This is a genomic window from Desulforudis sp. DRI-14, from assembly GCF_052618305.1.
This window is the reverse complement of the sequence record NZ_JBQXEZ010000002.1, coordinates 18878-40703: the sequence shown is the minus strand read 5'-3', so window position 1 is coordinate 40703 and position 21826 is coordinate 18878. Positions and strand designations below refer to the sequence as shown.

General features: G+C 57.1%; 25 protein-coding genes. 14 read left to right on the top strand and 11 right to left on the bottom strand.

The features are described from left to right. Window positions 1–23: 23 nt before the first annotated feature. Window positions 24–470, top strand: coding sequence for a hypothetical protein (locus tag ACUM6F_RS01970; RefSeq protein WP_425621514.1), 447 nt, complete (start codon window positions 24–26; stop codon window positions 468–470). An 88-nt stretch (window positions 471–558) separates the two neighbouring features. Here ACUM6F_RS01970 and uraA read toward each other — a convergent pair whose 3' ends face one another. The 4 genes from uraA to ACUM6F_RS01950 form a co-directional block, all read right to left on the bottom strand. Further along, on the bottom strand, window positions 559–1821 hold the full coding sequence (uraA, locus tag ACUM6F_RS01965; RefSeq protein WP_425621513.1) for a uracil permease: 1263 nt from the start codon (window positions 1819–1821) through the stop codon (window positions 559–561). 38 nt (window positions 1822–1859) lie between these two features. Further along, a complete protein-coding gene (upp, locus tag ACUM6F_RS01960; RefSeq protein ID WP_445348252.1) occupies window positions 1860–2498 on the bottom strand; it encodes a uracil phosphoribosyltransferase in 639 nt (212 codons plus the stop codon). A gap of 102 nt (window positions 2499–2600) precedes the next feature. After that, window positions 2601–4478 (bottom strand): FAD-dependent oxidoreductase, encoded by a 1878-nt coding sequence (locus tag ACUM6F_RS01955; RefSeq protein WP_445348251.1) that lies wholly within the window; start codon window positions 4476–4478, stop codon window positions 2601–2603. 295 nt (window positions 4479–4773) lie between these two features. Then, entirely contained in the window at window positions 4774–5505 is a 732-nt protein-coding gene (locus ACUM6F_RS01950) for a SagB/ThcOx family dehydrogenase (protein ID WP_445348250.1), read from the bottom strand. A gap of 107 nt (window positions 5506–5612) precedes the next feature. On the opposite strand from ACUM6F_RS01950, the gene ACUM6F_RS01945 reads away from it, so the two are divergent. Next, the gene (locus tag ACUM6F_RS01945; RefSeq protein WP_425621509.1) at window positions 5613–5867 is read left to right on the top strand and encodes a hypothetical protein; all 255 of its coding nucleotides are present in this window, start codon (window positions 5613–5615) and stop codon (window positions 5865–5867) included. Between the two features lie 24 nt (window positions 5868–5891). Here ACUM6F_RS01945 and ACUM6F_RS01940 read toward each other — a convergent pair whose 3' ends face one another. Next, on the bottom strand, window positions 5892–6260 hold the full coding sequence (locus ACUM6F_RS01940) for a hypothetical protein (protein ID WP_425621508.1): 369 nt from the start codon (window positions 6258–6260) through the stop codon (window positions 5892–5894). Between the two features lie 98 nt (window positions 6261–6358). Then, entirely contained in the window at window positions 6359–6574 is a 216-nt protein-coding gene (locus tag ACUM6F_RS01935; protein WP_425621507.1) for a Com family DNA-binding transcriptional regulator, read from the bottom strand. A gap of 181 nt (window positions 6575–6755) precedes the next feature. On the opposite strand from ACUM6F_RS01935, the gene ACUM6F_RS01930 reads away from it, so the two are divergent. The 4 genes from ACUM6F_RS01930 (at window position 6756) to ACUM6F_RS01915 (ending at window position 9525) form a co-directional block, all read left to right on the top strand. Next, the gene (locus ACUM6F_RS01930; RefSeq protein WP_445348249.1) at window positions 6756–7253 is read left to right on the top strand and encodes a rubredoxin-like domain-containing protein; all 498 of its coding nucleotides are present in this window, start codon (window positions 6756–6758) and stop codon (window positions 7251–7253) included. A gap of 26 nt (window positions 7254–7279) precedes the next feature. Further along, the gene (locus tag ACUM6F_RS01925) at window positions 7280–7927 is read left to right on the top strand and encodes a hypothetical protein (RefSeq protein WP_445348248.1); all 648 of its coding nucleotides are present in this window, start codon (window positions 7280–7282) and stop codon (window positions 7925–7927) included. A 79-nt stretch (window positions 7928–8006) separates the two neighbouring features. Continuing rightward, window positions 8007–8141 carry a hypothetical protein gene (locus ACUM6F_RS01920; RefSeq protein ID WP_425621504.1) on the top strand — a complete coding sequence of 45 codons (135 nt, stop codon included), beginning with the start codon at window positions 8007–8009 and terminating at the stop codon, window positions 8139–8141. Window positions 8142–8217: 76 nt separating this feature from the next. Beyond that, complete coding sequence (locus tag ACUM6F_RS01915) at window positions 8218–9525, top strand: TrkH family potassium uptake protein (RefSeq protein ID WP_445348247.1); 1308 nt, start codon at window positions 8218–8220, stop codon at window positions 9523–9525. A gap of 15 nt (window positions 9526–9540) precedes the next feature. Here the strand turns inward: ACUM6F_RS01915 and ACUM6F_RS01910 are convergent, their stop codons facing one another. Beyond that, window positions 9541–9783: a hypothetical protein gene (locus ACUM6F_RS01910; RefSeq protein WP_445348246.1), complete on the bottom strand. Its 243-nt coding sequence runs from the start codon at window positions 9781–9783 to the stop codon at window positions 9541–9543. A 133-nt stretch (window positions 9784–9916) separates the two neighbouring features. Between ACUM6F_RS01910 and ACUM6F_RS01905 the strand changes: the two genes are divergently transcribed. Further along, a complete protein-coding gene (locus ACUM6F_RS01905; RefSeq protein WP_425621501.1) occupies window positions 9917–10987 on the top strand; it encodes a YkvI family membrane protein in 1071 nt (356 codons plus the stop codon). Window positions 10988–11023: 36 nt separating this feature from the next. Beyond that, window positions 11024–12097 carry a YkvI family membrane protein gene (locus tag ACUM6F_RS01900; protein ID WP_425621500.1) on the top strand — a complete coding sequence of 358 codons (1074 nt, stop codon included), beginning with the start codon at window positions 11024–11026 and terminating at the stop codon, window positions 12095–12097. 143 nt (window positions 12098–12240) lie between these two features. Here the strand turns inward: ACUM6F_RS01900 and ACUM6F_RS01895 are convergent, their stop codons facing one another. Both ACUM6F_RS01895 and ACUM6F_RS01890 read right to left on the bottom strand, forming a co-directional pair. Then, on the bottom strand, window positions 12241–13560 hold the full coding sequence (locus tag ACUM6F_RS01895) for a cytochrome c biogenesis ResB family protein (protein ID WP_425621499.1): 1320 nt from the start codon (window positions 13558–13560) through the stop codon (window positions 12241–12243). Window positions 13561–13705: 145 nt separating this feature from the next. Next, complete coding sequence (locus ACUM6F_RS01890) at window positions 13706–14437, bottom strand: DUF5677 domain-containing protein (RefSeq protein WP_425621498.1); 732 nt, start codon at window positions 14435–14437, stop codon at window positions 13706–13708. Window positions 14438–14609: 172 nt separating this feature from the next. On the opposite strand from ACUM6F_RS01890, the gene pstC reads away from it, so the two are divergent. The 6 genes from pstC to ACUM6F_RS01860 all read left to right on the top strand — a co-directional run bounded on the left by pstC (window position 14610) and on the right by ACUM6F_RS01860 (window position 19074). Continuing rightward, entirely contained in the window at window positions 14610–15509 is a 900-nt protein-coding gene (pstC, locus tag ACUM6F_RS01885; RefSeq protein WP_445348245.1) for a phosphate ABC transporter permease subunit PstC, read from the top strand. Continuing rightward, window positions 15506–16354, top strand: coding sequence for a phosphate ABC transporter permease PstA (pstA, locus tag ACUM6F_RS01880; RefSeq protein ID WP_445348244.1), 849 nt, complete (start codon window positions 15506–15508; stop codon window positions 16352–16354). Before pstC ends, pstA begins: the two co-directional genes overlap by 4 nt. Before the next feature lie 38 nt (window positions 16355–16392). Further along, on the top strand, window positions 16393–17148 hold the full coding sequence (gene pstB / locus ACUM6F_RS01875; RefSeq protein ID WP_425621496.1) for a phosphate ABC transporter ATP-binding protein PstB: 756 nt from the start codon (window positions 16393–16395) through the stop codon (window positions 17146–17148). A gap of 19 nt (window positions 17149–17167) precedes the next feature. Beyond that, the gene (gene phoU / locus ACUM6F_RS01870) at window positions 17168–17824 is read left to right on the top strand and encodes a phosphate signaling complex protein PhoU (RefSeq protein WP_445348243.1); all 657 of its coding nucleotides are present in this window, start codon (window positions 17168–17170) and stop codon (window positions 17822–17824) included. A 74-nt stretch (window positions 17825–17898) separates the two neighbouring features. Beyond that, window positions 17899–18069 carry a hypothetical protein gene (locus ACUM6F_RS01865; RefSeq protein WP_445348242.1) on the top strand — a complete coding sequence of 57 codons (171 nt, stop codon included), beginning with the start codon at window positions 17899–17901 and terminating at the stop codon, window positions 18067–18069. Window positions 18070–18186: 117 nt separating this feature from the next. Continuing rightward, window positions 18187–19074, top strand: a complete 888-nt coding sequence (locus ACUM6F_RS01860) for a phosphate ABC transporter substrate-binding protein (RefSeq protein WP_445348241.1) — start codon at window positions 18187–18189, stop codon at window positions 19072–19074. Between the two features lie 68 nt (window positions 19075–19142). Here the strand turns inward: ACUM6F_RS01860 and pnpS are convergent, their stop codons facing one another. After that, window positions 19143–20933 carry a two-component system histidine kinase PnpS gene (gene pnpS, locus ACUM6F_RS01855; protein WP_445348240.1) on the bottom strand — a complete coding sequence of 597 codons (1791 nt, stop codon included), beginning with the start codon at window positions 20931–20933 and terminating at the stop codon, window positions 19143–19145. Between the two features lie 103 nt (window positions 20934–21036). Continuing rightward, window positions 21037–21735, bottom strand: coding sequence for a response regulator (locus ACUM6F_RS01850; RefSeq protein ID WP_425621491.1), 699 nt, complete (start codon window positions 21733–21735; stop codon window positions 21037–21039). Window positions 21736–21826 lie beyond the last annotated feature (91 nt).

Genomic DNA, 21826 nt, shown 5'->3' with positions numbered 1-21826 from the left:
AAAGTGTTTTGGAGGTAAGCGACATGCCCGCCAGGAAAGTCTCCGCCCCCGGTTACGGGTTTATGAACGACTTCTGGTCGCCGGCCGTGGTCAAGGACGGGAAAATCGTCTTCTCCGCCCTCGGAGGCATCATTGCCAACCCGGACTACCACGTGCGCACAGCCACCGCAGAAACAGTCCCTACCGGTCCCGTCGGCCCAGCGATCCGGATCGGAACGTCGGTGGCCGACCAGGTTCGCATCATCTTCTCCCACATCACCGACGTGCTGGATGCCGAAGGCAAGACCCTGTACGACGTGGCCGGGTTTACACTCGTCTTCCGTCCCGGCACGGCCACGGACGTGGTCCAGGGGGCCATCCACGCCGTTGACTCGCAGATGGGGCAGGCGCCTTACACCCTGACGACCCTGTTTTGCGACTTCCTCGGGCGCGAAGAGGAGGTCCTGCAAATCATCCCCCACCTGTGGTAAACATGGAACCGTTGGAATCCAGCGAGGGGACAAAATGAAAGAGCGCCGGGGAAAAACCAGCGCTCTGCGTATTGCCGTTTGAATATCCTTACTCGTTAGTCAACCGGGCGACATCCAAAAGCTTGAAGACCAGGCTCAAACAGATGGCCACCACGGTCGCCAGGCCCATGCCTTTCAGGCTCACCGCCCCCAGCTGGACCTGAGCCCCGCTGATGCCGATGACCAGGACCACCGACGTCAGGATGAGGTTTCGCGCTTTGCTGTAGTCGATCTTCGACTCAACCAGCATGCGTATGCCTGACGCTGCGATAACGCCGAAGAGCAGCAGGGAAACGCCGCCCATGACCGGGACGGGAATGCTTTGGATGGCCGCCGAAAGCGTCCCGATAAAGGACAGGATGATGGCGATGACGGCCGCGCCGCTGATGACCCAGACGCTGTAGACCTTGGTGATGGCCATGACTCCGATGTTTTCGCCGTAAGTGGTGTTGGGGGTCGAACCAAAACACCCGGAAAGCAGGGTCGACAGGCCGTTGCCCAGGAGGGAGCGGTGCAGCCCTGGGTCCTTGGCCAGGTCTTTGCCGACGATGTTGCTGGTGACGAAAAGGTGCCCGATGTGCTCCGCGATGACCACCAGGGCCGCCGGCAAAATCACCGCGATGGCCGCCGGGTTGAAGGCCGGGAAGTAGAAGGTCGGAACGGCGAACCAGTCCGCTTTCGCGATCGCCGCCGTGTCGACCATGCCCATGAACAGGGCCAAAACGTACCCCGTTACGACGCCGAAGAGGATGGGGATGACCGCCATAAAGCCCCGAAAGACCACCGAACCAAGAATCGTTACGCCAAGGGTGAACATCGAGACGGTAATCACCTTTGGATCGGGAATAAAGACCTCGCCGGGCTTACCGACCAACCCGGCCATCTGCGCAGCGATAGGAGCCAGCTCCAGCCCGATCACCGCCACGATGGCGCCCATCGCGGCGGGCGGAAAGACCACGTCGATCCATTGTGTGCCCGCGGCCCTGACGATGAGTGATACGATAATAAAAGTGAGACCGACGGCAATGAATCCGCCGAGGGCGTCGTTGTAACTGTAGGAAGCCAGGACGACGAAAACGGGGGAAATAAAGGCGAAGCTCGAACCCAAATAGGCCGGGATCCGCCACTTGCAGAGGGCGAAATAGAGCAGCGTGCCGATACCGTTAAACAAGAGAATGGTGGACGGGTTCACCTCAAATAAAATGGGCACCAACACCGTGGCGCCGAACATTGCGAAAAGATGCTGTAGACTTAACGGTAAAGTCTGAGCCAGGGGAAGCCGTTCTTCGATCCCGATTTCTCGTTTAGGCAATTAAAGCGTACCTCCCGTTCAGTATCGAAACATTGCTTTTAAAGCAGGTAAAGCCGGTCTCCCGCATCCCCCAGACCGGGAACGATATAGCCCACTTCGTTCAGGCGCTGGTCGACGGTCGCGGTAACGATGCGTACCTCCGGAAACCTGGTCCTGACCTGGTTGATGCCGGCCTCGACGGCAAAGCCGCAGACCAGCGTTATCTTTTCCGCTTCAAAACCGGCGTCCTTCAGCAACTCCAGGACTTTCACGCTACTGTTGCCCGTCGCCAGCATCGGGTCCAGAATGAACACTGCGTCGTACTCCTCAGGGTTGCCCGGGACCGAACACAGGTAGGCCTTCGCCTCCAGCGTCTCGTGATCCCTGGCCACGCCGACGTGAGCCACCTTGGCCTTCGGCAAAAACTCCAGGAAACTGTCCACAAAACCCAAACCCGCGCGCAGGACGGGAACCAGGAGGTGCCTGGTCGAATCTACTTCTTCGCACCGCGCTTCCACCCCCAGTGGTGTAACCACTGTGGCTTCCCGGGTCGGCAGGTGCCGTGTGGCTTCGACCGCCAGGATCAGGCCCAGTTCTTTTAAGGCCCGGCGAAACAGCTCCGTGTCGATTTCCCGGTCGCGCAAGGTCCTGATCCGGTCGTTTACCAGGGGATGCCTTACAACGGTGACCAAACTCAATCCTTCCCCTCCTTCTGCAAAATGATTAACTGGAAGGTTGTTCGACATGAAAAGGCAAAATCATCCCGACATGCAGTTTCGAAGATAAATATTTCTCATCAGTTAAGGAACCGGGTCTTCGGACCCGGCCCTCTCAACCATTGCCCAATCGAGAAAATCTTTGACAAGCATGTATCCCGCGCCGTGATTCACCAACGCTTCCGAGTCGTTCGCATCGACATATGAGTTCCAAAACGGGGCGTCTTTCAAATACTCGTAAGCCTCGTCGCGAGGCATTTGACGTCCCAGGCAACGGCACAAGATTGAGGCCGCGTCCGCCACCCGCAATACATCCTCCCTTAAACTTGAAGCGGACATTTCTTCGAGTTCCGCCCCGCTCTGTCTTACCGCCGTGGAAAGGACGGTACCGAAACAGGCCTCTATCATCGGCTCATCGAGCAGGTAGTCATTATCGTAGCCGGCGCGCACCAGTCCCATCCTGCGCACGAACTTAACCGCCTCGTACCGGGGATCGTTGACGATGTCAGGCTTATACCGGTCGCCGAAAGGTTCGAGATCCATTCCCTGCTGTTTAAGTTTACCCTGGAGATCAGCCATATCCGTTTCAGATGCAGACATTTGCCGGAAGGTTTTGCCCTTTCGCAGGGAAAGAGCGGCGGCCGTCCCGGCTGCTTCCCCGGCAGCCATGCCCACCGGGATTACGCGCGCGCTGCCGTGAGCCAGAGAATCAAAACTTGCCGACCGGCCGACCACAAGCAGGTTCTCAACCTTCAGGGGAACCAGGCAGCGAAAAGGCACGGCGTATTTTTCCGGAGTTCCGACCACGATTCCGGAAAACTCGGGTTCCGGCCCGCTCGCCTGAATGTCCACGGGATAGGAGCCAAAGGCCACCCTGTCGTCAAAATCACGGTTCTCCAGAACGTCGTCGATGCTAAGCCGGTACTCCCCATAGATATGTCTTGATTCTCGCACGTAAAGTTCGGGGGCCGCCCCTGCCAGGACGGCTTTCTCAAGGCCGGGGATCTTCGCGTTAATGTACTTCACCACCTTGGGGATCTCGGCCAAAGCCTTCCGCCTGGCCCTCTCCCGCGAGGCTGGGTCAAGAGGATCAACGCCGTAGACTTTCAGCGCGTTCACGAGAACGGTACCGTCCCGCTGCCACCCGAGGTTGAGGCCTCGGGTCCCGATGCTCTTGTCAGCCGGTACATAACTGTACATCTCTTCCCCGAATCCCCAGGCGCTCACCTCGGTGGACCCGCTTTCTCGAGTGTCGTCCCGGTTCAAGGTCCTTCTCAACCGCCGCCAATCGGCATCTGTGACATTCGCCAGCTTGAAAACGAGGGTGACCGCCATAAAACGGCCGCCGCGCCCGAAATCGGCCATGCCGAGACTGTAAGGAACGCCCACAGCGACGGCCAGGTCGGCGTCTTGCGTGGCGTCGATCACCCGGCGGGCATCGATCAACCTGTAAGCGCCTCCCGGACCGGACACGGCAATCCCCGCCACAGCTTTGCGATACGCTTCGCCGTCGGCGGCCGTGCCCGTTACCGGCGCGATCTTCCGCACTCCCAGGAGGACGTCTAAATTTCGCTCGCGGTTGACCAGCAGGTTAAAAACCTGCCGCGCCCTGCCCACGTCGAACGACTGCCCGCCGACCATCGTAAAAAACTCCTCAAAAATGCCCTTGTTCAGGATCTCCCCGTCGGGACCGTAGTTCATGTCGATGCTGTTAAGCCAGCCTTGCGTCATCAGTCCTCCCAGTTCCGGACGCGTATCCACCAGCAAGGTGGACAGGCCGTTCCTCGCCCCGGAAAGAGCGGCCGCTATCCCCTCGGGGTCCGAGCCGACCACGACCAGGTCGTAACTATCCTTTACGTCACTCTTTTTCAGGGGGATTTCAAGATGCATGACGGCCGCAGCGGCATCAGGAGAACCCAGAAAAGAAAGGACGGTCATAGCGTATAAAGCACGGTACTCCATAACCTTGTCTGAGGGAGCGTCTGCGGCGCGGGCCGGGCTCGGGCTGCAGAGGCAAGTTAGAAGTAAGATCAGCGTTGCGCAGGGGAACAAGACAAGAAACCTGTGTGACGATGCGAGCATGAAAAATCTCCGAACTTTTATAAGGTGATTGGAAGGTTTGTCCCTAATCTTGTAAAACCAGGGGACTGTATAATACATTCCAGGGGTTTTAAGATGTCCCTTCCAAACCCCGCTGATTTCCGTTTTGTTCCAGATCAGTTATGGGGAGGCGCCTGTGCATCGAGGAACGGCGGGACTATGACCCCGGGCGGCCAACCACTGACAAATAAATGACACTCTCGTTCTCGCCGTCGAGGCCGATGAGTTCGTTCAGCTCGTCGTCGAAAAAAGCCCCGATCTGGCAGCTGCCCAAACCGAGGGCTACCGCCGCCAGGGCCAGATTCTGGGCGATATGGCCGGCGTCGAGGTAGACGTAACGGTAGGCCCTTTGCCCGTATTTCCACTTGGCCCTGTCAAAAACGGAGGACCAAAGGAAGACGACAGCGGCCCGGGCCGCCATATGCTGGCCCAGCGCGGCCGCCGACGCTTCCCGGGCAAAACTGCCTTTCCGCAGGCAGGCCAGGGCGTGGTTCTCGGCATCGAAGTGGTAAATCCCCGGCTCCAGCCCCGCCACGCTGTTAACGATCAGGTAGGTTTCGGTAGGATACAGCGCGCCGGCCGACGGCGCGGCCCGCAAGGCGAAGGCGTTGATTCTTCCCGTTACCCCCTGAACGGCCCAGAGCAGCTGGGAGAGCTCCGGGAGGGAAAGCGCCTCGGGCCCGAAGTTTCGGACGCTGCGGCGCTGCCGGATGGTTCGCCAAAGGGGCGTGCCGCCGTCTCTCTCCGGTTCCGGCAAGACTATCTTTTCCACGTCGCTATAGATTTTATGGCGGGCCGGCCTCCGCCCCCGCTCCGGCCGCTCCCTTATAATCCGGTCCCTGTCATACTTCGTCCCGGTTTGAAACCTGTCGCCGATTCCGCTGTCCATCAACGTTCTGCTCTCCTCCATCTCTCTCCCTGTGCAGGTATTTTGCCCCGAGACAAGGAAATACTGTACTAACTGCAACCCGATCGCTTAAAGGAGGACGTACCGCTTTGGACTTCAACAAGGAGAACGTTATCAATAAACGCATCCTGGTGGAGCTCACCTTCGTCGACAGCCAGGGCAGGCCGTTGAACAAGCAGGAGATCCGTGGGCGTGTCACCGAAGCCAACGACGATTATGTGGCGATCAAGACGTTTGCGGGCGGGGATTTCTACGTGCCCGCCGCCTATGAGGCTTTTGAAAAAAGCGACCGCTTTGCCACCGACGTCTTCGTGGCCTTCGAACTCGAAAGCCCCGACGCCTGAATCCCTGGCCGATTTTTGCGGTGCCTATTTAACACTGTGGCGTACGCTCCTGATGACCATTTCGGCGAGCATCAGCGTGGCCTTCTTGTCCAGGAAGACCTCGATCAGCATGCGTTCCCCGTCGTATACCGAAAGCGCTGACTTCTCGCCCGGTTTAACGACAACGTTGAAATTGTCCCGCGTTTTAAATTTGTACTCGTTCCCGGGCTTGGCCCTGCTTTCCGCCAGGTACGCCGCAAAGAGTAGGGCATCGGCCCCCTCCAGGGTGATGCACGCTGAAGCGTACCGGTAGCTGACGTAAATGTAAATGGTCTTGCCGATGATGTCAAAGGTGAATTTGGTCCCGTCATCGAGCGTAAGGCTGTGATCTTCACGGCTGATGATATGCGACACCGTTACCGCCTCCCCCGCAAAATGTTATGCCAGCAGCAGTTTTAGAAAAAAGCCCGGTCTCTTGACCGGGCCTTATCCTTAATATAAATAAACACGTGTCATCGCCGCTTCGAAGCCGTCTCCGCGGCACGTGTCTCAAAAGACATTCCGCAATGCGGACATCGGATCTGCACAATAAGGTTACCTCCGATCGCGTAAGCCGAGAGCAACCGGTTACACACGGCACAGCGCACCCACTTAACCCCGTCGCGCTTAATTGTTACCGGCGTCACTTGGCTCACCTCCAATGTCCGTGCGGTTGTATAATATAACATACAACAAGATATGGGATTTGTGAACCCTTTTTAAGTTAACTTTATGACATTTTTCACTAATGGCAATATCCGTGGCGGGGCATGCAAAAGGAGCCGGGCAAAAGGATTAAGCCGTTGCCTACCGAATAGACCTCTTCAGAAGCATCCTCGATATGCGGTGACGCGAAAGGATGGGACCGTCATGCCACATTGGCAGTGTCTTGTGTGCGGCTACATCCACGAAGGCGACCACCCCCCGGCCAAATGCCCGGTATGCGGGGCGCCGGCGGAGAAATTCAAGCCCCTCGAGATCAAAGATGAAGCGACCGCCCAGCTGCAGCACTACGACTGGGAAGACGAGTCGCAATCGGTGGGTTTATTGATCGCTTACAGCAGGCGGGCCGAGGAGGAAGGCTACCCGGAACTGGCCCAGGCCTTTTACCGCATGGCGCTCGACGAGGCCCGGCACGCCGCCGAGTGGGCCTTCATTAAAGGCCTGGTAGACACCACGCGGGAAAACCTGGCCCGCCAGTACAACCGGGAAATCACCGCCAAGAAAAACAAGGAAGACCTGGCCCGAGCCGCCCAAAAGAACGGGGATTTTCACTCCATGGCCTTCTTTATCAGGGCGGCGGCTGACGAAGACCGCCACGCCGCCATTATTAAAGGGTTGTTGGGGCGTTACTTCAATAATACCTAAATGCCTAGCAGAGGGGGCTCTCTTCGATGGATTTTTTGCGGGACGTCTTCCTGAGCACATACTTTTACAGGCACCTCGCGGCCAGCTTCCTGGGGGTGCTCGCCGGATTTCTCCTCTCGCTTGCCCTGCACAGGCGCCATGAACGTAAAGCTGCCAAACACGCCCGGGATATGTACCTGCTGGCTTTAAAGGCCGAGCTCAGTCACAACCTCACGCTGCTGCGCCAGTTGACCATTATCACCGAGAACTCCGGCCGTAGCCAGGCCTTCTACGAGCTGGCCAACCTGCGGGCCTTCTACTCCTTGATCGAAGGTATAACCAAGGGCCTCCGCCAGGCCGCGTTCGACGGGGTGATGAAGAACGGGATGCTCGGTCTCCTGGGCGACGACCTGGTGTCCGGCATCCTGCAATCATACGCGGCAATCGACAGCGCCGCCCTGGAAATCCAGGCCAGCCAAGCCTGGCTTGCCCAGGGGCCGGGTGAGGAACCTGACGCCTGGCTGGCCCGCAAGAAAGGAATCATCGACCTTGTCCACGACAAGACACTTAGGGCCGCCAGCATAACGGAGGCGTGCCTTGAAAAAATCGCCGGCGAGATCCCGCAACGGCTTCCCTATGCCCCGAGCACGCCCGTCCTTCCCGAAAACCCGCAGGTCGAAATCCACGCTGACTAGCGTTCCCCCCATAACACCCATCCCACTTTTCCCGGCTAAACGCAGGCATAGAGGGTAAATTATCTACAGGTGATGCCCTGTGTTTGAATTTGCCTTGCTCCCCTCCGGGCTTCCTGACGGCAGAAACAACTGGATCGGCCTGTTCGCCTTTTTGCTTGGAGCCTTGCTCCTCTACTTCGTCATCCTGAGCCGGGACTCCAGGAGACGCCTGTAATAATGAAATTACCTGAAATACAAGCGTGGTCTGCATGACGGAAGGTCTCCCTGCCAAAAAATCCCGCATCTTCAGCTTGACGCCGCCGCAGGTTCTCGTCCTGGGATTCGCCCTGGCGATCCTCGCGGGAACCTTGCTCCTTTCCCTTCCCCTGTCCGTCAGGAGCGGTGAACCGGACCTGTTAACCGCGGCGTTTACGGCAACCTCAGCCGTTTGCGTCACGGGACTTGTCGTCGTGGATACCGCGGATCACTGGACCCCCTTCGGCCAGTTCGTTATCCTGTTGCTCATCCATACCGGCGGTCTCGGTCTGATGACGATGGGAACCCTCTTCGCGCTGCTCCTCGGTCGGAGAATCGGGCTGCGCCGGCGCCAGCAGATCAAGGAATCGGTCAACCAAAACGAACTGACCGGCATTATTTGGCTGGTGCAGCGCATTCTGCTCTTCACCGCGACCGCCGAAGCTATAGGGGCGGCCATTCTTACCCTGCACCTGGCGCCGGAATACGGTTGGATGCAGGGCCTTTGGCTGGGCGTGTTTCACGCCGTTTCGGCCTTCAACAACGCGGGTTTTGACCTTTTCGGCGGCTTCCGGAGCCTGACGGGTTTCGCCGATGATCCCGTCGTCAGCCTGACGGTGGCCGGGCTCTTGATTCTCGGCGGCATCGGCTTCTCCGTAGCCGTCGATGTTTACAGAAAGCGGAGCTTCAGGAAGCTGTCCCTGCATTCCAAGATCGTCATCACCGTTACCATCCTGCTCCTGACTTTGGCTACGGTAGCCGTGCTGCTTCTCGAACACGACCACGCCCTGAGGGACCTCACCCCCTGTCACAAGCTGCTGGCCGCCTTCTTCCAAGCGAGCACCCCCCGCACCGCGGGCTTCAACACCGTCCCTCTAGACGACTTTTTTGTCCCGACGCAGTTTTTGATGATGATCCTGATGTTCATCGGGGCCTCGCCGGGTTCGACGGGGGGCGGCATTAAGACCACCACCTTCATCACCGTGGGCCTTGCCCTGCTCTCCCTGGCGCGCGGGCGGGAAGACGCGGAGGTCTTCGGCCGGCGCATACCCAGGTCCCAGGTCTACAAAGCCCTGGCCATCCTGGTCCTAGGGTTGACCGTAGTGCTGGCGACAACGCTCTTTTTAACGATCACCGAGAACGGCAAGGATTTCTTCACCATTTTTTTCGAGACGGTCTCCGCCTTCGGCACGGTCGGCCTCTCCCTGGGCCTGACGCCGGATCTCTCGCCGGCCGGAAGGCTGGCGGTCATGTTCACCATGTTCATCGGACGGGTGGGCCCGCTCACCCTGGCCTTTTCCCTCGCCCAGCGCGAGCACAAGGCCAAGATACGGCTACCCGAGCAGAAGATACTGATCGGCTAGCCGTTGCGGCCTCTTTTACCAGCCCCGCACCCGTCGCTCCCAATCGGCGAGAATCTCCGGGAGGCAGTGGTGTTCCTGAAGCTTGTGGCCGAAGGCCATCCTGTAAAGGATGCGGTTGAGGACCACAGCAAGGCGCGCCACGCGCAACACGAACAGGATTTTAAGCAGCTGCCATCCCGTATATCCCCTTAACATTTGACGCATGTGATACCTCGCGTCGTAAACCGGGCTTATTTTCCTCGCAGCCAAACCGGACACTGTTTTTTCCTCCTCTGTGCTGATTTGTGTCCAGTCTACGTTCCGCAATTGACCGATCCTTGTCACAGCTGTTTAAATTTTTTCTGAAATTTGTTGATACATAGGTTGCCGATGAAACTCTAATACTGAAACTATGGAAAAGAAGGTCGGCCCGTTTGAGATTGCCAGCGCCTATATCGGCGTCACCATCGGGGCCGGGTTTGCTTCGGGCCAGGAAGTGCTGCAGTTTTTCACCCTCTTCGGCTTGAACAGCCTGCCCGCGATCCTGTTGTCGAGCGTTCTTTTCGTCTTCTTCGGCGCGATCGTCCTGAACCTGGGCCGCAGGCTGCGGGCCGCCTCACACCTGGAGATCATCCGGTACGCAGGGGGGAAATACCTCAGCGTTATAACCGACGTAATCACAACTCTCTTCCTTTTCGGCATTACCTCGGCGATGGCGGCGGGGGCGGGCGCCATCTTCGCCCAGCAGTTCAATCTCCCCGCCTTGTGGGGCGCCGCGGCCATGATGGGGCTTACGCTGGCCACTGTCCTCCTTGGGATCAGGGCTCTGATCTCGGCGTTAGGTTTCGTCGTCCCGCTCCTTCTTGTCGGGGTTTTGGGCGTAACCTCCGTCACCCTGGCCGCCAATCCGGTCGACCTGGACGCCGTAAGCCTCGTCGCCCGGCCGTGGAACGCCGTTGTTCCGTTCTGGCCTCTTTCCGCCTTAACCTATGTCTCTTACAACCTGATTGTCGCCGTGGCTATTCTGGCTCCGATGGGCGTCCTGGCCAGGCGCGGCAGGGTAGCATACGAAGGGGCATTGGTCGGAGGCATCGGTCTCGGGGTCGGCATCCTGGCCATCAACCTGGCCATGCTGGCCGTACCGGAGTCCACCACCGTTCCCGTCCCGATGGCCTTTATCGCCGGGCGCATTTCGGGCTACATCCAGTTCCTCTACGCCTTCGTCCTGATGTTGGCGATTTACACCACGGCCGTCGGGGCCTTGTACGGATTTGCTGCGCGTTTTGCCGTCTCCACAAGCCCGCGCTTCCGGTGGATCGCCCTCGCCACCGGCGTGAGCGGCCTTATCGGCGCCGAGTTCGGGTTCACCATCCTGGTGCGCTACCTTTATTCGGCTATCGGGGTGGCCGGTTTTATTCTTCTGGGAGGGCTTACGTACAGCTACATCAGGGAGAGTTTGCCAAGAAGATTGGCGAACAGGTAAGATACTGAGCATTGACAATGCGGGGAGAGTGTCGGAGTGAGTGCAGGTAAACATCCATCCACTTTTGCCATCGCGGCCACCTATATCGGGACTGTGGTAGGGGCGGGCTTCGCCTCGGGACAGGAAATTCTCCAGTTTTTTACCTACTTTGGCCTCTTCAGCATCCCGGCCATTCTAGCGGCGGGTTACCTCTTTTTCTTTTTCGGCTCGATCATCCTCCGCCTCGGTCACCATTTACACGCAAGGTCACACCTTGACGTCATTCACCACTCGGCAGGACCGGTGCTCGGCACGGTAATCGACGGCATCATCACTTTCTTTCTGTTCGGCGCCTTAACGGCCATGGCGGCGGGGGCCGGCGCCATTTTCGGCCAGCAATTCGGCCTGCCGCCGTTACTGGGCAGCGCCCTGATAACCGTGATTTCCCTGGCAACCGTCCTCCTAGGCATCAGCGGGGTGATCTCGGCCGTTTCCTTTGTCGTCCCGATACTGATCGTCTCCGTTATCGGCATCACGGTCGGCACCCTGGTCGTGACCCCGCCCAACCTGGAGTCGATAAGGCTCTGGGCGCAACCGGCCGCAGCGGCCGTTCCGTCCTGGCCCTTATCGGCTCTCACCTATACCTCATACAATCTGATCCTGTCGGTCGCCGTCCTCGCGCCTTTGGGCGCGGTGGCCAGAGACGAAGCCAACCTCAAAAAGGCCGCCCTCTATGGCGCTATCGGCCTGGTCGTCGGCGCCCTCTCCATCAACCTGGCCCTGCTCGGCAATCTTACCGCCGCCGGATTCGAAATTCCCATGGCCTTCGTGGCCGGCCTCTTCGCGGCCCCGGTCCAGGTCGGCTACGTCATCGTCCTGCTGGCCGAAATCTACACCACGGCCGTAGGCAGTCTTTACGGCTTCGGGGCGCGGGTCGCCGATCCCGCAACCCCGCGCTTCAAGTGGGTCGTTCTGGGGACGGCGGGCATCGCTTTGATCGCCAGCCAATTTGGTTTCTCGACGCTGGTACGCTACCTTTACTCGGCGGTCGGCATGGCCGGCCTCCTCATGCTGGCCAGCCTGGCCTGGGGTTACTTTCGCGTGAACCTTTTGCCCCAGCCCACGCCCTAATGCGCAAACTTATCCACAATAAGCACAAGGGCCTAGCATCCCTTTTCTTGACTGGCCTAAGCAAGGCCAAGAGTTAAAGGCTTTCCACAGGTTTATCCACAGAAAACGGTCTTTTTGGTCCGCCAGTCCGGCCCAAAACGGTGCTAGCCGGTTTTTCTCTTCGCCATCTCGATCTCCACGGCTTCGATGGCCTGGTTTGCGGGGATGACCGCGTAAAAGATGTCATCGTCCCCCGCCGTATCCCCGCCCAGGTGCACCGTCGCCACGCCGCCGTCCGACTCCACCAAAGCCCAGAGCCGGTGACGCCGGACCCCCCATACGCAAGCCAGCCCCCCGATAACCAGAAAACCCCCTAAAAAAGCCACCGGCAGAGTCGGGTCCCGCTTCAGCACCAGCGCCACGTACGGATGCTGTCCGGTGAAAACCAGGCTTTCCGCACCGGCTCTGACCGGTTCCCCGAAAGACACGGCGCCTGACAGGACCTTGCCTGAAGGATCGACGAGACGGTAGGTTAACAGGTTGGGGTTTTCCTTGCTGATTGCAGCCGTGACCTTGATGCCGCCCGATCCGGGGACGTCGAGCCATCCCCCGTTCCAGACGGAACAGAGGTGTTCCGTACCTTGCGCGTCGCGGTAAAGGAGGTTAAGGATCCAGTCCCCCCCAGCTTGGTAAACAGCAACCCCGCGGTAGCGTACGGGTTGTCCGGCGCTGAGGAGAGGCACGGACTTCTCGATCCCGTTTTCAATCAGCTTGATGCGGCTGGCAAAGTTTTCCTTATCCGTTTTGATTTCCTGAACGCGGAGGTCAAAAGGGTACCCGGCCTTGGCCAGTTCTATCGTCTGGTAAGAAACGGCGACAAAAGATTGAACATCCCGGAGCCAGGGTCCGGCAGCGCTGGCGGTCAGGACAAGGGCCAGACCGAGATGCAGGCCCACAAGCCCCCAGCGGGACCATCGGCCGTATTCGGCCGTTACCAGCATACGCCCGTGATCTCCCTCGATTTTGCCGGCCCGCCAGCCTTTAGCCCGTAAGAGGATCGCCAGTCCCCCCGCAGCCCATTCCCCGCTGGTGTTTCCGTAGCGGAGCGTCTTACGCCAAGCACAGTCCCTAAACTCGGCCAAATCCTCTTTGAAATACGGATAGCGGGATGTGGAATAAAGACGGTAGGCTTGCCGCCCAGCGCAGGCGACGAGCCCGAAGGCCAAACCCGATTGGACCCCGGTAAAGAGGACAGAGTCAAAGAAGCGGTCCGCTCCCATCCAATAGGCGATACGTTCCCATAAGGTACCGTATCGCGCGGCCTGAACCGCGGCATCAAAGTTCGGGGGAAGGAGGCTGACGACGGCGGCACTGAAAACCAGAGCAATACTGAAGAACAGCGACCACTGGGGGGATGCTGTCGTGTTTAAAACCCAGAGGATCGCTTTACGTGCCGCCAACCCGGAGACACCGGCCCCACCCATCGATTGCCCTCTCCCTTACCGGTCTTTGCAGAATTATACCATTCTTGGAGACCGTTGAAAAACTCTCCGATGCGCTGGCTTTTGCAACGCTCTCGTCAGCCGGCTGGTTTAAGAATAGAAGGGTAATGAAGAGGTTGAGCAGCTTTCAATGCAAAGTGTTAAGCACCTCGGCGACCTCCCTTCTGGCCTTGTCGAGTTCGGCTTCAAGCCCGAGTCCAAAATGCTTATTCACCAGGTCGAGAACAGCAAGATAGCACTGCGACGCCAGGGCCAGAGCATCCCTGGCGTAATCCTCATCATCTTCGGAACTGACCCCGATGTGACGGTTGTCTCTTGCCGTTAGAAGAGGGTAAAACCCTGCCACGTTGCCGTGCGTAATGTCGCAGGTGATCTTGTAAAAAGTCTCGTGCAGGTTGCTCAAATTAAGCAGCCGGGCAAGGTCGGCAATGGTCTTGCCGTGCCAGGAAGACCGGCGCGGGAAAAGATCACGCACCCGCTCGTATTCGGCTTTCATCTTTACCAGTTCTTCGGGCTTGATGTCGCGGAGAGCCTCCGGGTAGTACTTTTCGAGAAAGGTCACGTAAATCCAGTTGCGATATTGGGCGTAGTCGAGGAACAGCGCGGCCAGGTGTTCGGGGTCGGTAGCGATGTAAAGAACGTTGAGCGTATCCTCGTACAGGCTGCGCACCAAAATTACGGCGTCATTCCCGCAGTCCTCCCCGACCAGGAGGCGCACGGCGCGAAACCCCTCCTGGAACCTTGAAAAAAAGAGCTGCAGCACCCTGTCGAAGGCCGAAGCGTCCCTGATTGTTTTCCGCCCGGTCTCGGCCGCCAGGTCGCTGAGCATGGCTGCCACTTCTTCCACTTTATCCGGCATCTTGGCCCTCCCCCTGCAACCGTTCCAAGCGCAACTTAGACCTCATTTACAGAAACTAAACATTGTCTTTACAATCCTTACACGGTTTTGACTTATATTCAAAACTATTCTGTTAAAGTAGATGTGCAAAAGCGGTTTATCAACCTTCGTATATGGGGGCTCGCGCTTTAATATGGCCAAAAAAATTGCACGGTATTACGAAAAAAGCATCAAGTATATCCTCGGTATCGTGGCGGGCACTTCGATACTTATTCTCTTTTTGATTTTTTTCTTTTTGTTGAGAGAAGGCTCCGGTGTCTTTACGGAGGTCGGCCTATTCGATTTTGTCTTCGGCACGAAATGGCTGCCTGTTTCCGAACCGCCGCAGTTCGGCGCGCTGGCGCTGATCGCGGGTTCTCTTACCGTTACCGTCGGTGCGGGGATGATAGCCATCCCGCTGGGAATCGGCATCGCCATGTTCCTGGCCGAGGTCGCGCCTCGCAGCGTCCGTGAGATCTTCAAGGCTGTCATCGAGCTGCTGGCCGGAATACCTTCGGTGGTTTACGGCTTTCTTGGATTGACCATCCTCGCGCCGCTCGTGAAAGAGATTTTCGACCTGCCGAGCGCCCTGTGCGCCTTTACAGCCTCGCTCGTCTTGGGCATCATGGCGCTGCCGACAGTAGTGAGCATTTCGGAAGACGCCCTTGACGCCGTACCCCGGGAATACAGGGAGGCGTCCCTGGCCCTGGGCGCCACAAAGTGGGAAACAACCCTTCGGATCGTCTTGCCGACAGCCCGCTCCGGGTTGATAGCAGCATCAATGCTGGGATTGGGACGAGCTATCGGCGAAACGATGGCGGTCTTGATGGTGGCCGGCAACGCCACCCTCATTCCCCACTCCATCTTTGACCCGGTGCGCACCATTACCGCCGATATCGCGGCGGAAATGGGCGAAGTGGTCAGGGGCGGACTGCATTACCAGGCTCTTTTCGGCCTGGGTATGGTGCTCTTCGCGATTACTTTCGTCATTAACCTTATTACAGACGTGGTTTTTGCCAAAACGTCTTCTATTAAAAGAGGTGCATCCCTGTGATCTCAAGAAATGTGCGAGAAAGGGCCGGCTTCGGCGCGCTTGCGGTGTGCACGGTCTTCGCCATTATCCCCGTTCTGGCCATTGTCGGGTACCTGGTCTGGAAGGGATGGCCCGCCCTGACATGGGAGTTTTTGACCCAACCGCCGCGCAAGTTTATGACCGAGGGAGGAATTTTCCCCGCAATCATCGGAACCGCCGGCCTTACTGTAGGTACTATTATCGTAGCGCTGCCGCTGGGTATCGGCACCGCCGTTTACCTGGTGGAATATTCCAAGAAAAACTTCTTTACTTATCTCGTAAGAATTGCCATCGTCAATCTCGCCGGCGTACCCTCGGTGGTCTATGGACTGTTCGGTCTCGGGCTTTTTGTTTTAATGCTCGAAATGGGACGCTCCCTAGCGGCTGGAGCCCTTACCCTGGGACTGTTGACCCTCCCGGTGATCATCGCCACCGCCGAGGAAGCCCTGCTGGCGGTGCCGGACGATTACCGGCACGCCAGCCTCGCCCTCGGGGCCACGCAGTGGCAGACCATCAGGCGTGTGGTCCTGCCCGTCGCCATGCCCTCCATCCTTACCGGCACCATCCTGGGCATCGGCCGCGCGGCCGGAGAAACAGCGCCAATCATGTTTACGGCCGCCATAGTCTACAGTCCGAGACTGCCCAATTCGGTGTTCGACCCGGTCATGGCCCTGCCCTATCACCTCTACGCCTTGTCCGCCGAGGTTCCGAACGTGCCTGATCACATGGCTTTTGGAACTGCCGTGGTACTGCTTTTGCTCGTTGGCAGTCTAAACCTGGTTGCCGTAGCCATCCGGACGAGGATAAGACTTAAGCGCATCAGGTAACAAAAAGATTAAGGGTTCACAAAGTGAAAGGTGATCGAATGGCTAACAAAATGGAGACCATCAACCTTAACTTTTTCTACAAGGATTTTCATGCCCTAATCGATATCAACCTGCCGGTTAAAGAGCATGCCGTAACAGCCTTGATCGGCCCATCCGGCTGCGGCAAATCGACCTTTTTGCGCACCCTGAACAGAATGAACGACGTTATCGAAGGTACGAGAATTCAGGGTGAAGTCTTCCTCGACGGGAAGAATATCTATGATCCCGGGGTGGACCCGGTAGACCTGCGCAAAAAAATCGGAATGGTTTTTCAAAAGCCCAATCCGTTTCCGATGTCCATCTTTGACAACGTGGCCTACGGTCCAAGGATTCACAGCATAAAACGGCGGGATGTCCTTGCAGAGATTGTGGAAAGAAGCCTACACCAGGCGAATCTCTGGAATGAGGTTAAGGACAGGCTGCATGAATCGGCGCTCGGGCTTTCGGGCGGGCAGCAGCAGAGGCTTGTGCTGGCCCGCGTTCTGGCGGTCGAACCGGAGGTAATCCTGATGGATGAACCCGCTTCCGCCCTGGATCCTATCTCTACATCCAAGCTTGAGGACCTTATTCGCGAACTCAAGGAAAACTATACCATCGTTATCGTCACCCACAACATGCAGCAGGCAGCCAGAGTATCCGACTACACGGCTTTCTTTTTGAACGGCGAAATGATTGAATATGATTTAACCAATACCATCTTTACCGCTCCCAGGGATAAACGCACCGAGGACTACATCACCGGCAGATTCGGTTAAAAAGGAGTTTGTTAGAGATATGGTAAGAGGGTCTTTCCACCAACAGCTCAATGACCTCCGGGACGATGTTTTGCGGATGGGGAATATGGTTGAGTGTTTTCTCGACCTGGCAATGACCGCCCTCAAACGTCAGGACAAGGACCTTGCCGCAAAAGTGGTAATGGATGACGACAAGGTGGATCAATTGGAACTCCAAATTGAGAAACAATGTTTGTCGCTGCTGGCATTGCATCAACCGGTCGCAAGAGATCTGAGGTTTATCGGCGCAACCCTTAAGTTTTGCACTGACCTGGAGCGCATCGGCGATTACGCCTCGAGCATCGCCAAGATTACGCTCAGCATGGGGAACGAGCCGTTTATAAAACCGCTCGTTGCTCTTCCCCGCATGGCCGAAATTGCCCAGGAAATGCTCAGGGAAAACCTGGTGGCCTATGTCGAATACGACCGTGAGCTGGCTCTAAAGAGCGCCGCCAAGGACCACGAAATCGACCACCTTTATAAAGAAACATTTACTGAGCTGCTGACACTGATGACCGAAGATCCCAAAAATGTCATGCAGTCCACCTACCTGATGCTGGCCGCCAAATACCTTGAACGAATCGGCGACCACGCCACCAACCTCAGTGAATGGGTGATCTACATGGTCACAGGTGAACGCTTGGACTTGAACGATTAACCCTTTAGACAAATTGGACTTATCAGAAGTACCGCTCGCGGGCGGTGCTTTTACTTTTTATTTACCCGCAGGGCGTGGAGGTTTGGTTTCCGATAATCTCCGTCTCGCTTGCCGTGATTGACTCGGTCGGCACGGAATCAAGCCTCGAAATCCGGCGTCTCAGTGAAAAAGCCGCCCAGCTAAAGTATTACGCCAAGTCGATCAAAGGCAGCATCTATGTCCGGGACAGGCGGAAACAGTGCTAGGAAAACTACAACCTATCTTTACATGATTTACACCTTATTTAAATACGCTTAAAATCCATTTGCTATAGTCAGTATAGGAAAAGGTTAACCCCAAATTTTTTAAAGGAGGGCTTTATTTTGGGCAAGAGTCTTTCTAGAATGGCACTGGTGCTGGCGGTTCTTCTCCTGCTTGGCGGTTTGGCGGCAGGCTGCGGTGGCGGCGGAGACAAGCCCCAGGATGCAAACCAGGGGCAAACCTCAACGGAGTTAAGCGAAACCCTGCAGGTTAACGGCTCGACTACGGTGGCTCCGATTGCCCAGGCGTGGGCGGAAGCGTTCCACGAAAAGAACCCGAAGGTGGAAGTTGTTGTTTCCGGCACCGGCTCAGGTGACGGCATCGCCGCCCTAATCAACGGTACCACCGATATCGCAATGGCCTCCCGTGAAATGAAGGACAAGGAAAAAGAGCAGATCAAAAACGGGACGCCTGTAGAATATGTTGTCGGTTACGACGCCCTGGCCGTGATCGTACACCCCGGCAACCCCGTGCAGTCCCTGAGCATGGAGCAGGTTAAGGACATTTTCACCGGCAGGATCAAGAACTGGAAAGAAGTCGGCGGGCCGGACAAGGCAATCATCATCTACACCAGAGATACCAGTTCGGGTACCTATGAATTCTTTAAAGAGCACGTCCTGAACAAGAAAGAGTTTGCGGATAACGCCAAAAAGGTAGCCTCCACCGCCGCCATGACCAAGTCCGTTGCCCAAGACGAGACTTCTATCGGCTATGTTGGCCTTGCTTTCGTAGATAGTACGGTTAAGACCCTGGCTGTCAGCAACGAAGGTGGGAATCCTGTCGCGCCGTCCGTCGAAACAGCCAAGTCCAAAGAATACCCCATCGTCCGGGGTCTCAACATGTACACCATCAACGAGGCCCAGGGTCTCGCCAAGGCCTTCCTGGACTTCGGCCTGAGCGCTGAAGGCCAGGCAATGGTACAGGAAGTCGGTTATATTCCCGTTAAGTAAGGTTGTTCAGGTTTGCCGGCGGTGAGCCGGGAAAGGGCACGCCTCCCTTTCCCACGCTCGCCGCCGGTTTATTTTTTCCTCAACTGTTCACGGACTTTCTTCGGCAGCGTGAAGAAGAATTCGGAACCCTTGCCGGGTTTGCTGTTGACGCCTACCGTGCCCCCGTGGATTTCGACGATATGTTTGACAATGCTTAAACCCAGACCGGTACCGCCCTGCGCTCTGCTTCTCGCCTTGTCCACCCGGTAGAACCTTTCAAAGACCCGGTCGATGTCCTCGGGCGGAATGCCTATGCCCGTATCGCGCACCCATATCACGACGTCCTTTCCCTTTTCCGCGACTTCGATATCCACTCTGCCCCCCGCAGGGGTGTACTTAAGAGCGTTGTCAACCAGGTTGACAAGTACCTGCTCGATTAGGTCGCGGTCGGCTTCAGCCATCACAGGGACCTCCGGGAAGTTAACGCTCAGCGCGACATTCAAGCTCTCGGCTTGGCCCCGGAGCTTCAGCACCGTGTCGCCGACGATGGAGGATATGTCTACCGGAAGGCGTCTCAGTTTAACCTGCTTGGCCTCGATGCGGGACAGATCCAGGAGATCCTGAATCAGCCTTTTCAGCCGTTCGGCCTCGTTGTCGATGATCTCGACAAACTCGCGACTGGCCTTTTCATCATTGAGCGCCCCGTCGAGAAGCGTTTCCGTGAATCCCTTGATCGCCGTAACCGGCGTTTTTAATTCGTGGGAGACGTTGGCTACAAAATCCCGGCGCATCCTTTCCAGTTTTCGTTTTTCAGTGATGTCGCGGAGCACCGCGACGACCCCGGTCAGTTTCCCGGCCTGATCGCGAATGGGGGAGATAAACACTTCAAAAAAGGTTTCGTCGGGATAAGCGATCTTCATCTCTTGTTCGACGGTACGCCCGCCCTGCAGTCCTTCGTTAATCAGAGCGGATAGTTCAGGGTGTCTGATCACCGCGTCGTGGGGCATGCCGATGCTTTCGCGGCCGGCAAACGAAAGGAACCTTTCGGCGGCCGGGTTGATGAGATCGATCTGGCCCTTTTTATTGACGAAGATGATCCCGTTGGCCATACTGCCCAGGACGGCTTCGAGCTTGCTTTTGCCGTCGGAAATCAGGGTGACCTTGTCTCTGATTGTCACGGACATCTGGTTGAGGGCCTCGGCCAGTTCGCCGATCTCGTCCTTGCTTTCGAGTTTGGCACGGCAGTCGAAATCGCCCCCCGAAATGCGCCGGGCGAATTCGGTCAGTTTCTCGATGGGTTCAGTCAACCTCTTGCTCAGGCCGAGGCTGATCAGGATGGTGAAAAACACCGCCAGAGAGACGGCCACCACAACGGCCGACCACAGCCTGAAAAAAGCCCCTCTTATCTCGGCCAGGGGCATAGCAAGCCGCAGGAAACCAACCGGTCGGTCTTCTTGCATAATGGGCACCGCAACATACATCATATCCGCATCCAAAGTGCTGCTGTGACGGATGGCCACACCGACGCCGCCTGTCAGGGAGTCCAGCACCTCGGGGCGGTCAAGATGATTTTCCATCTGAGCCGGATCCTCAAGCGAGTCCCCCAGGACCGTCCCGTTGATGTCAATGATCGTCACCCGGGCCTTAACGTCTTGGGCGATCCTGCGCGCCAGTTCGCCCATTGTCGTGGCGTTCCATCTGTCCTGCCTTGGTTCAAGCAAATCACATGCTAACAGGGCTTCGGTCTCTAGCCTGGTTTTGAGGCTATCGTAGAAGTAATCCTCAAGAGAATTCAGCAGGTAAGCCCCGAGGACGAGCATCGACATGATCACCAGGCCGATGTAAGTTGCAGTTAATCGCCACCTCAGCCTCTTAAACAAAACGGTTCATCCTCCCGGTCCCCGTTTAGGCTTAGCAAGCAAAAAAAAAGAACTTTCAGTTCATGTGACCCATCAGCGGTAACAGGACAACACCAGCCCGGTCTTAACCAGCCGGCGCCTTGAATTTATAGCCGACGCCTCTCACGGTCTTGATATACACCGGGTTCTTGGGGTTGTTTTCGATCTTTTCGCGCAGGTGACTGACGTGCACGTCCACGATCCGGGTATCGCCGGCGTAACTGTAACCCCATATGTTGTTGAGCAGAGCGTCCCGCGTCATCACCCGTCCGGCGTTCCGCGCAAGAAAATCCAGCAGTTCGAACTCCTTAGGGGTAAGCTCGACGGGTTTACCGTCTACGGTTACCTCATAGCTGCCCGAATTAATGACCAACCCGCCGATTCTGGTTTCTGAACTTCTTACGTATTCCTCTTTGGGGACTGTCCGCCTGAGGACCGCCTTAACGCGCGCGACGAGTTCCCGCGGGCTGAAGGGTTTGGTTATATAGTCGTCGGCTCCGAGTTCCAAGCCCAGTACGGTATCGATTTCCTGGTCTTTTGCGGTGAGCATGATAATCGCTGTCTGGACGCTTTCCTGCCGGATACGCTTACACACCTCAAAGCCATCGATCCGGGGCAGCATGATGTCGAGGATCACCAGGTCCGGCTTTTCCTCGCGGACGATCCTGAGCGCTTCCTCCCCGTCACAGGCTTTAAATGTAACAAAGCCCTCTTTTTCCAGGTTAAACGTTACAAGGCGGACTATGGCCTTTTCGTCATCAACCACGAGCACCCTGCGGGTCATCGCCCATCACCGCCAAAACAAGCTTTTTATCAAACACCTTCCCAAAAACAGAATTCGGCATTAGATAGCCGAATTCCTACATAAAAAGCGA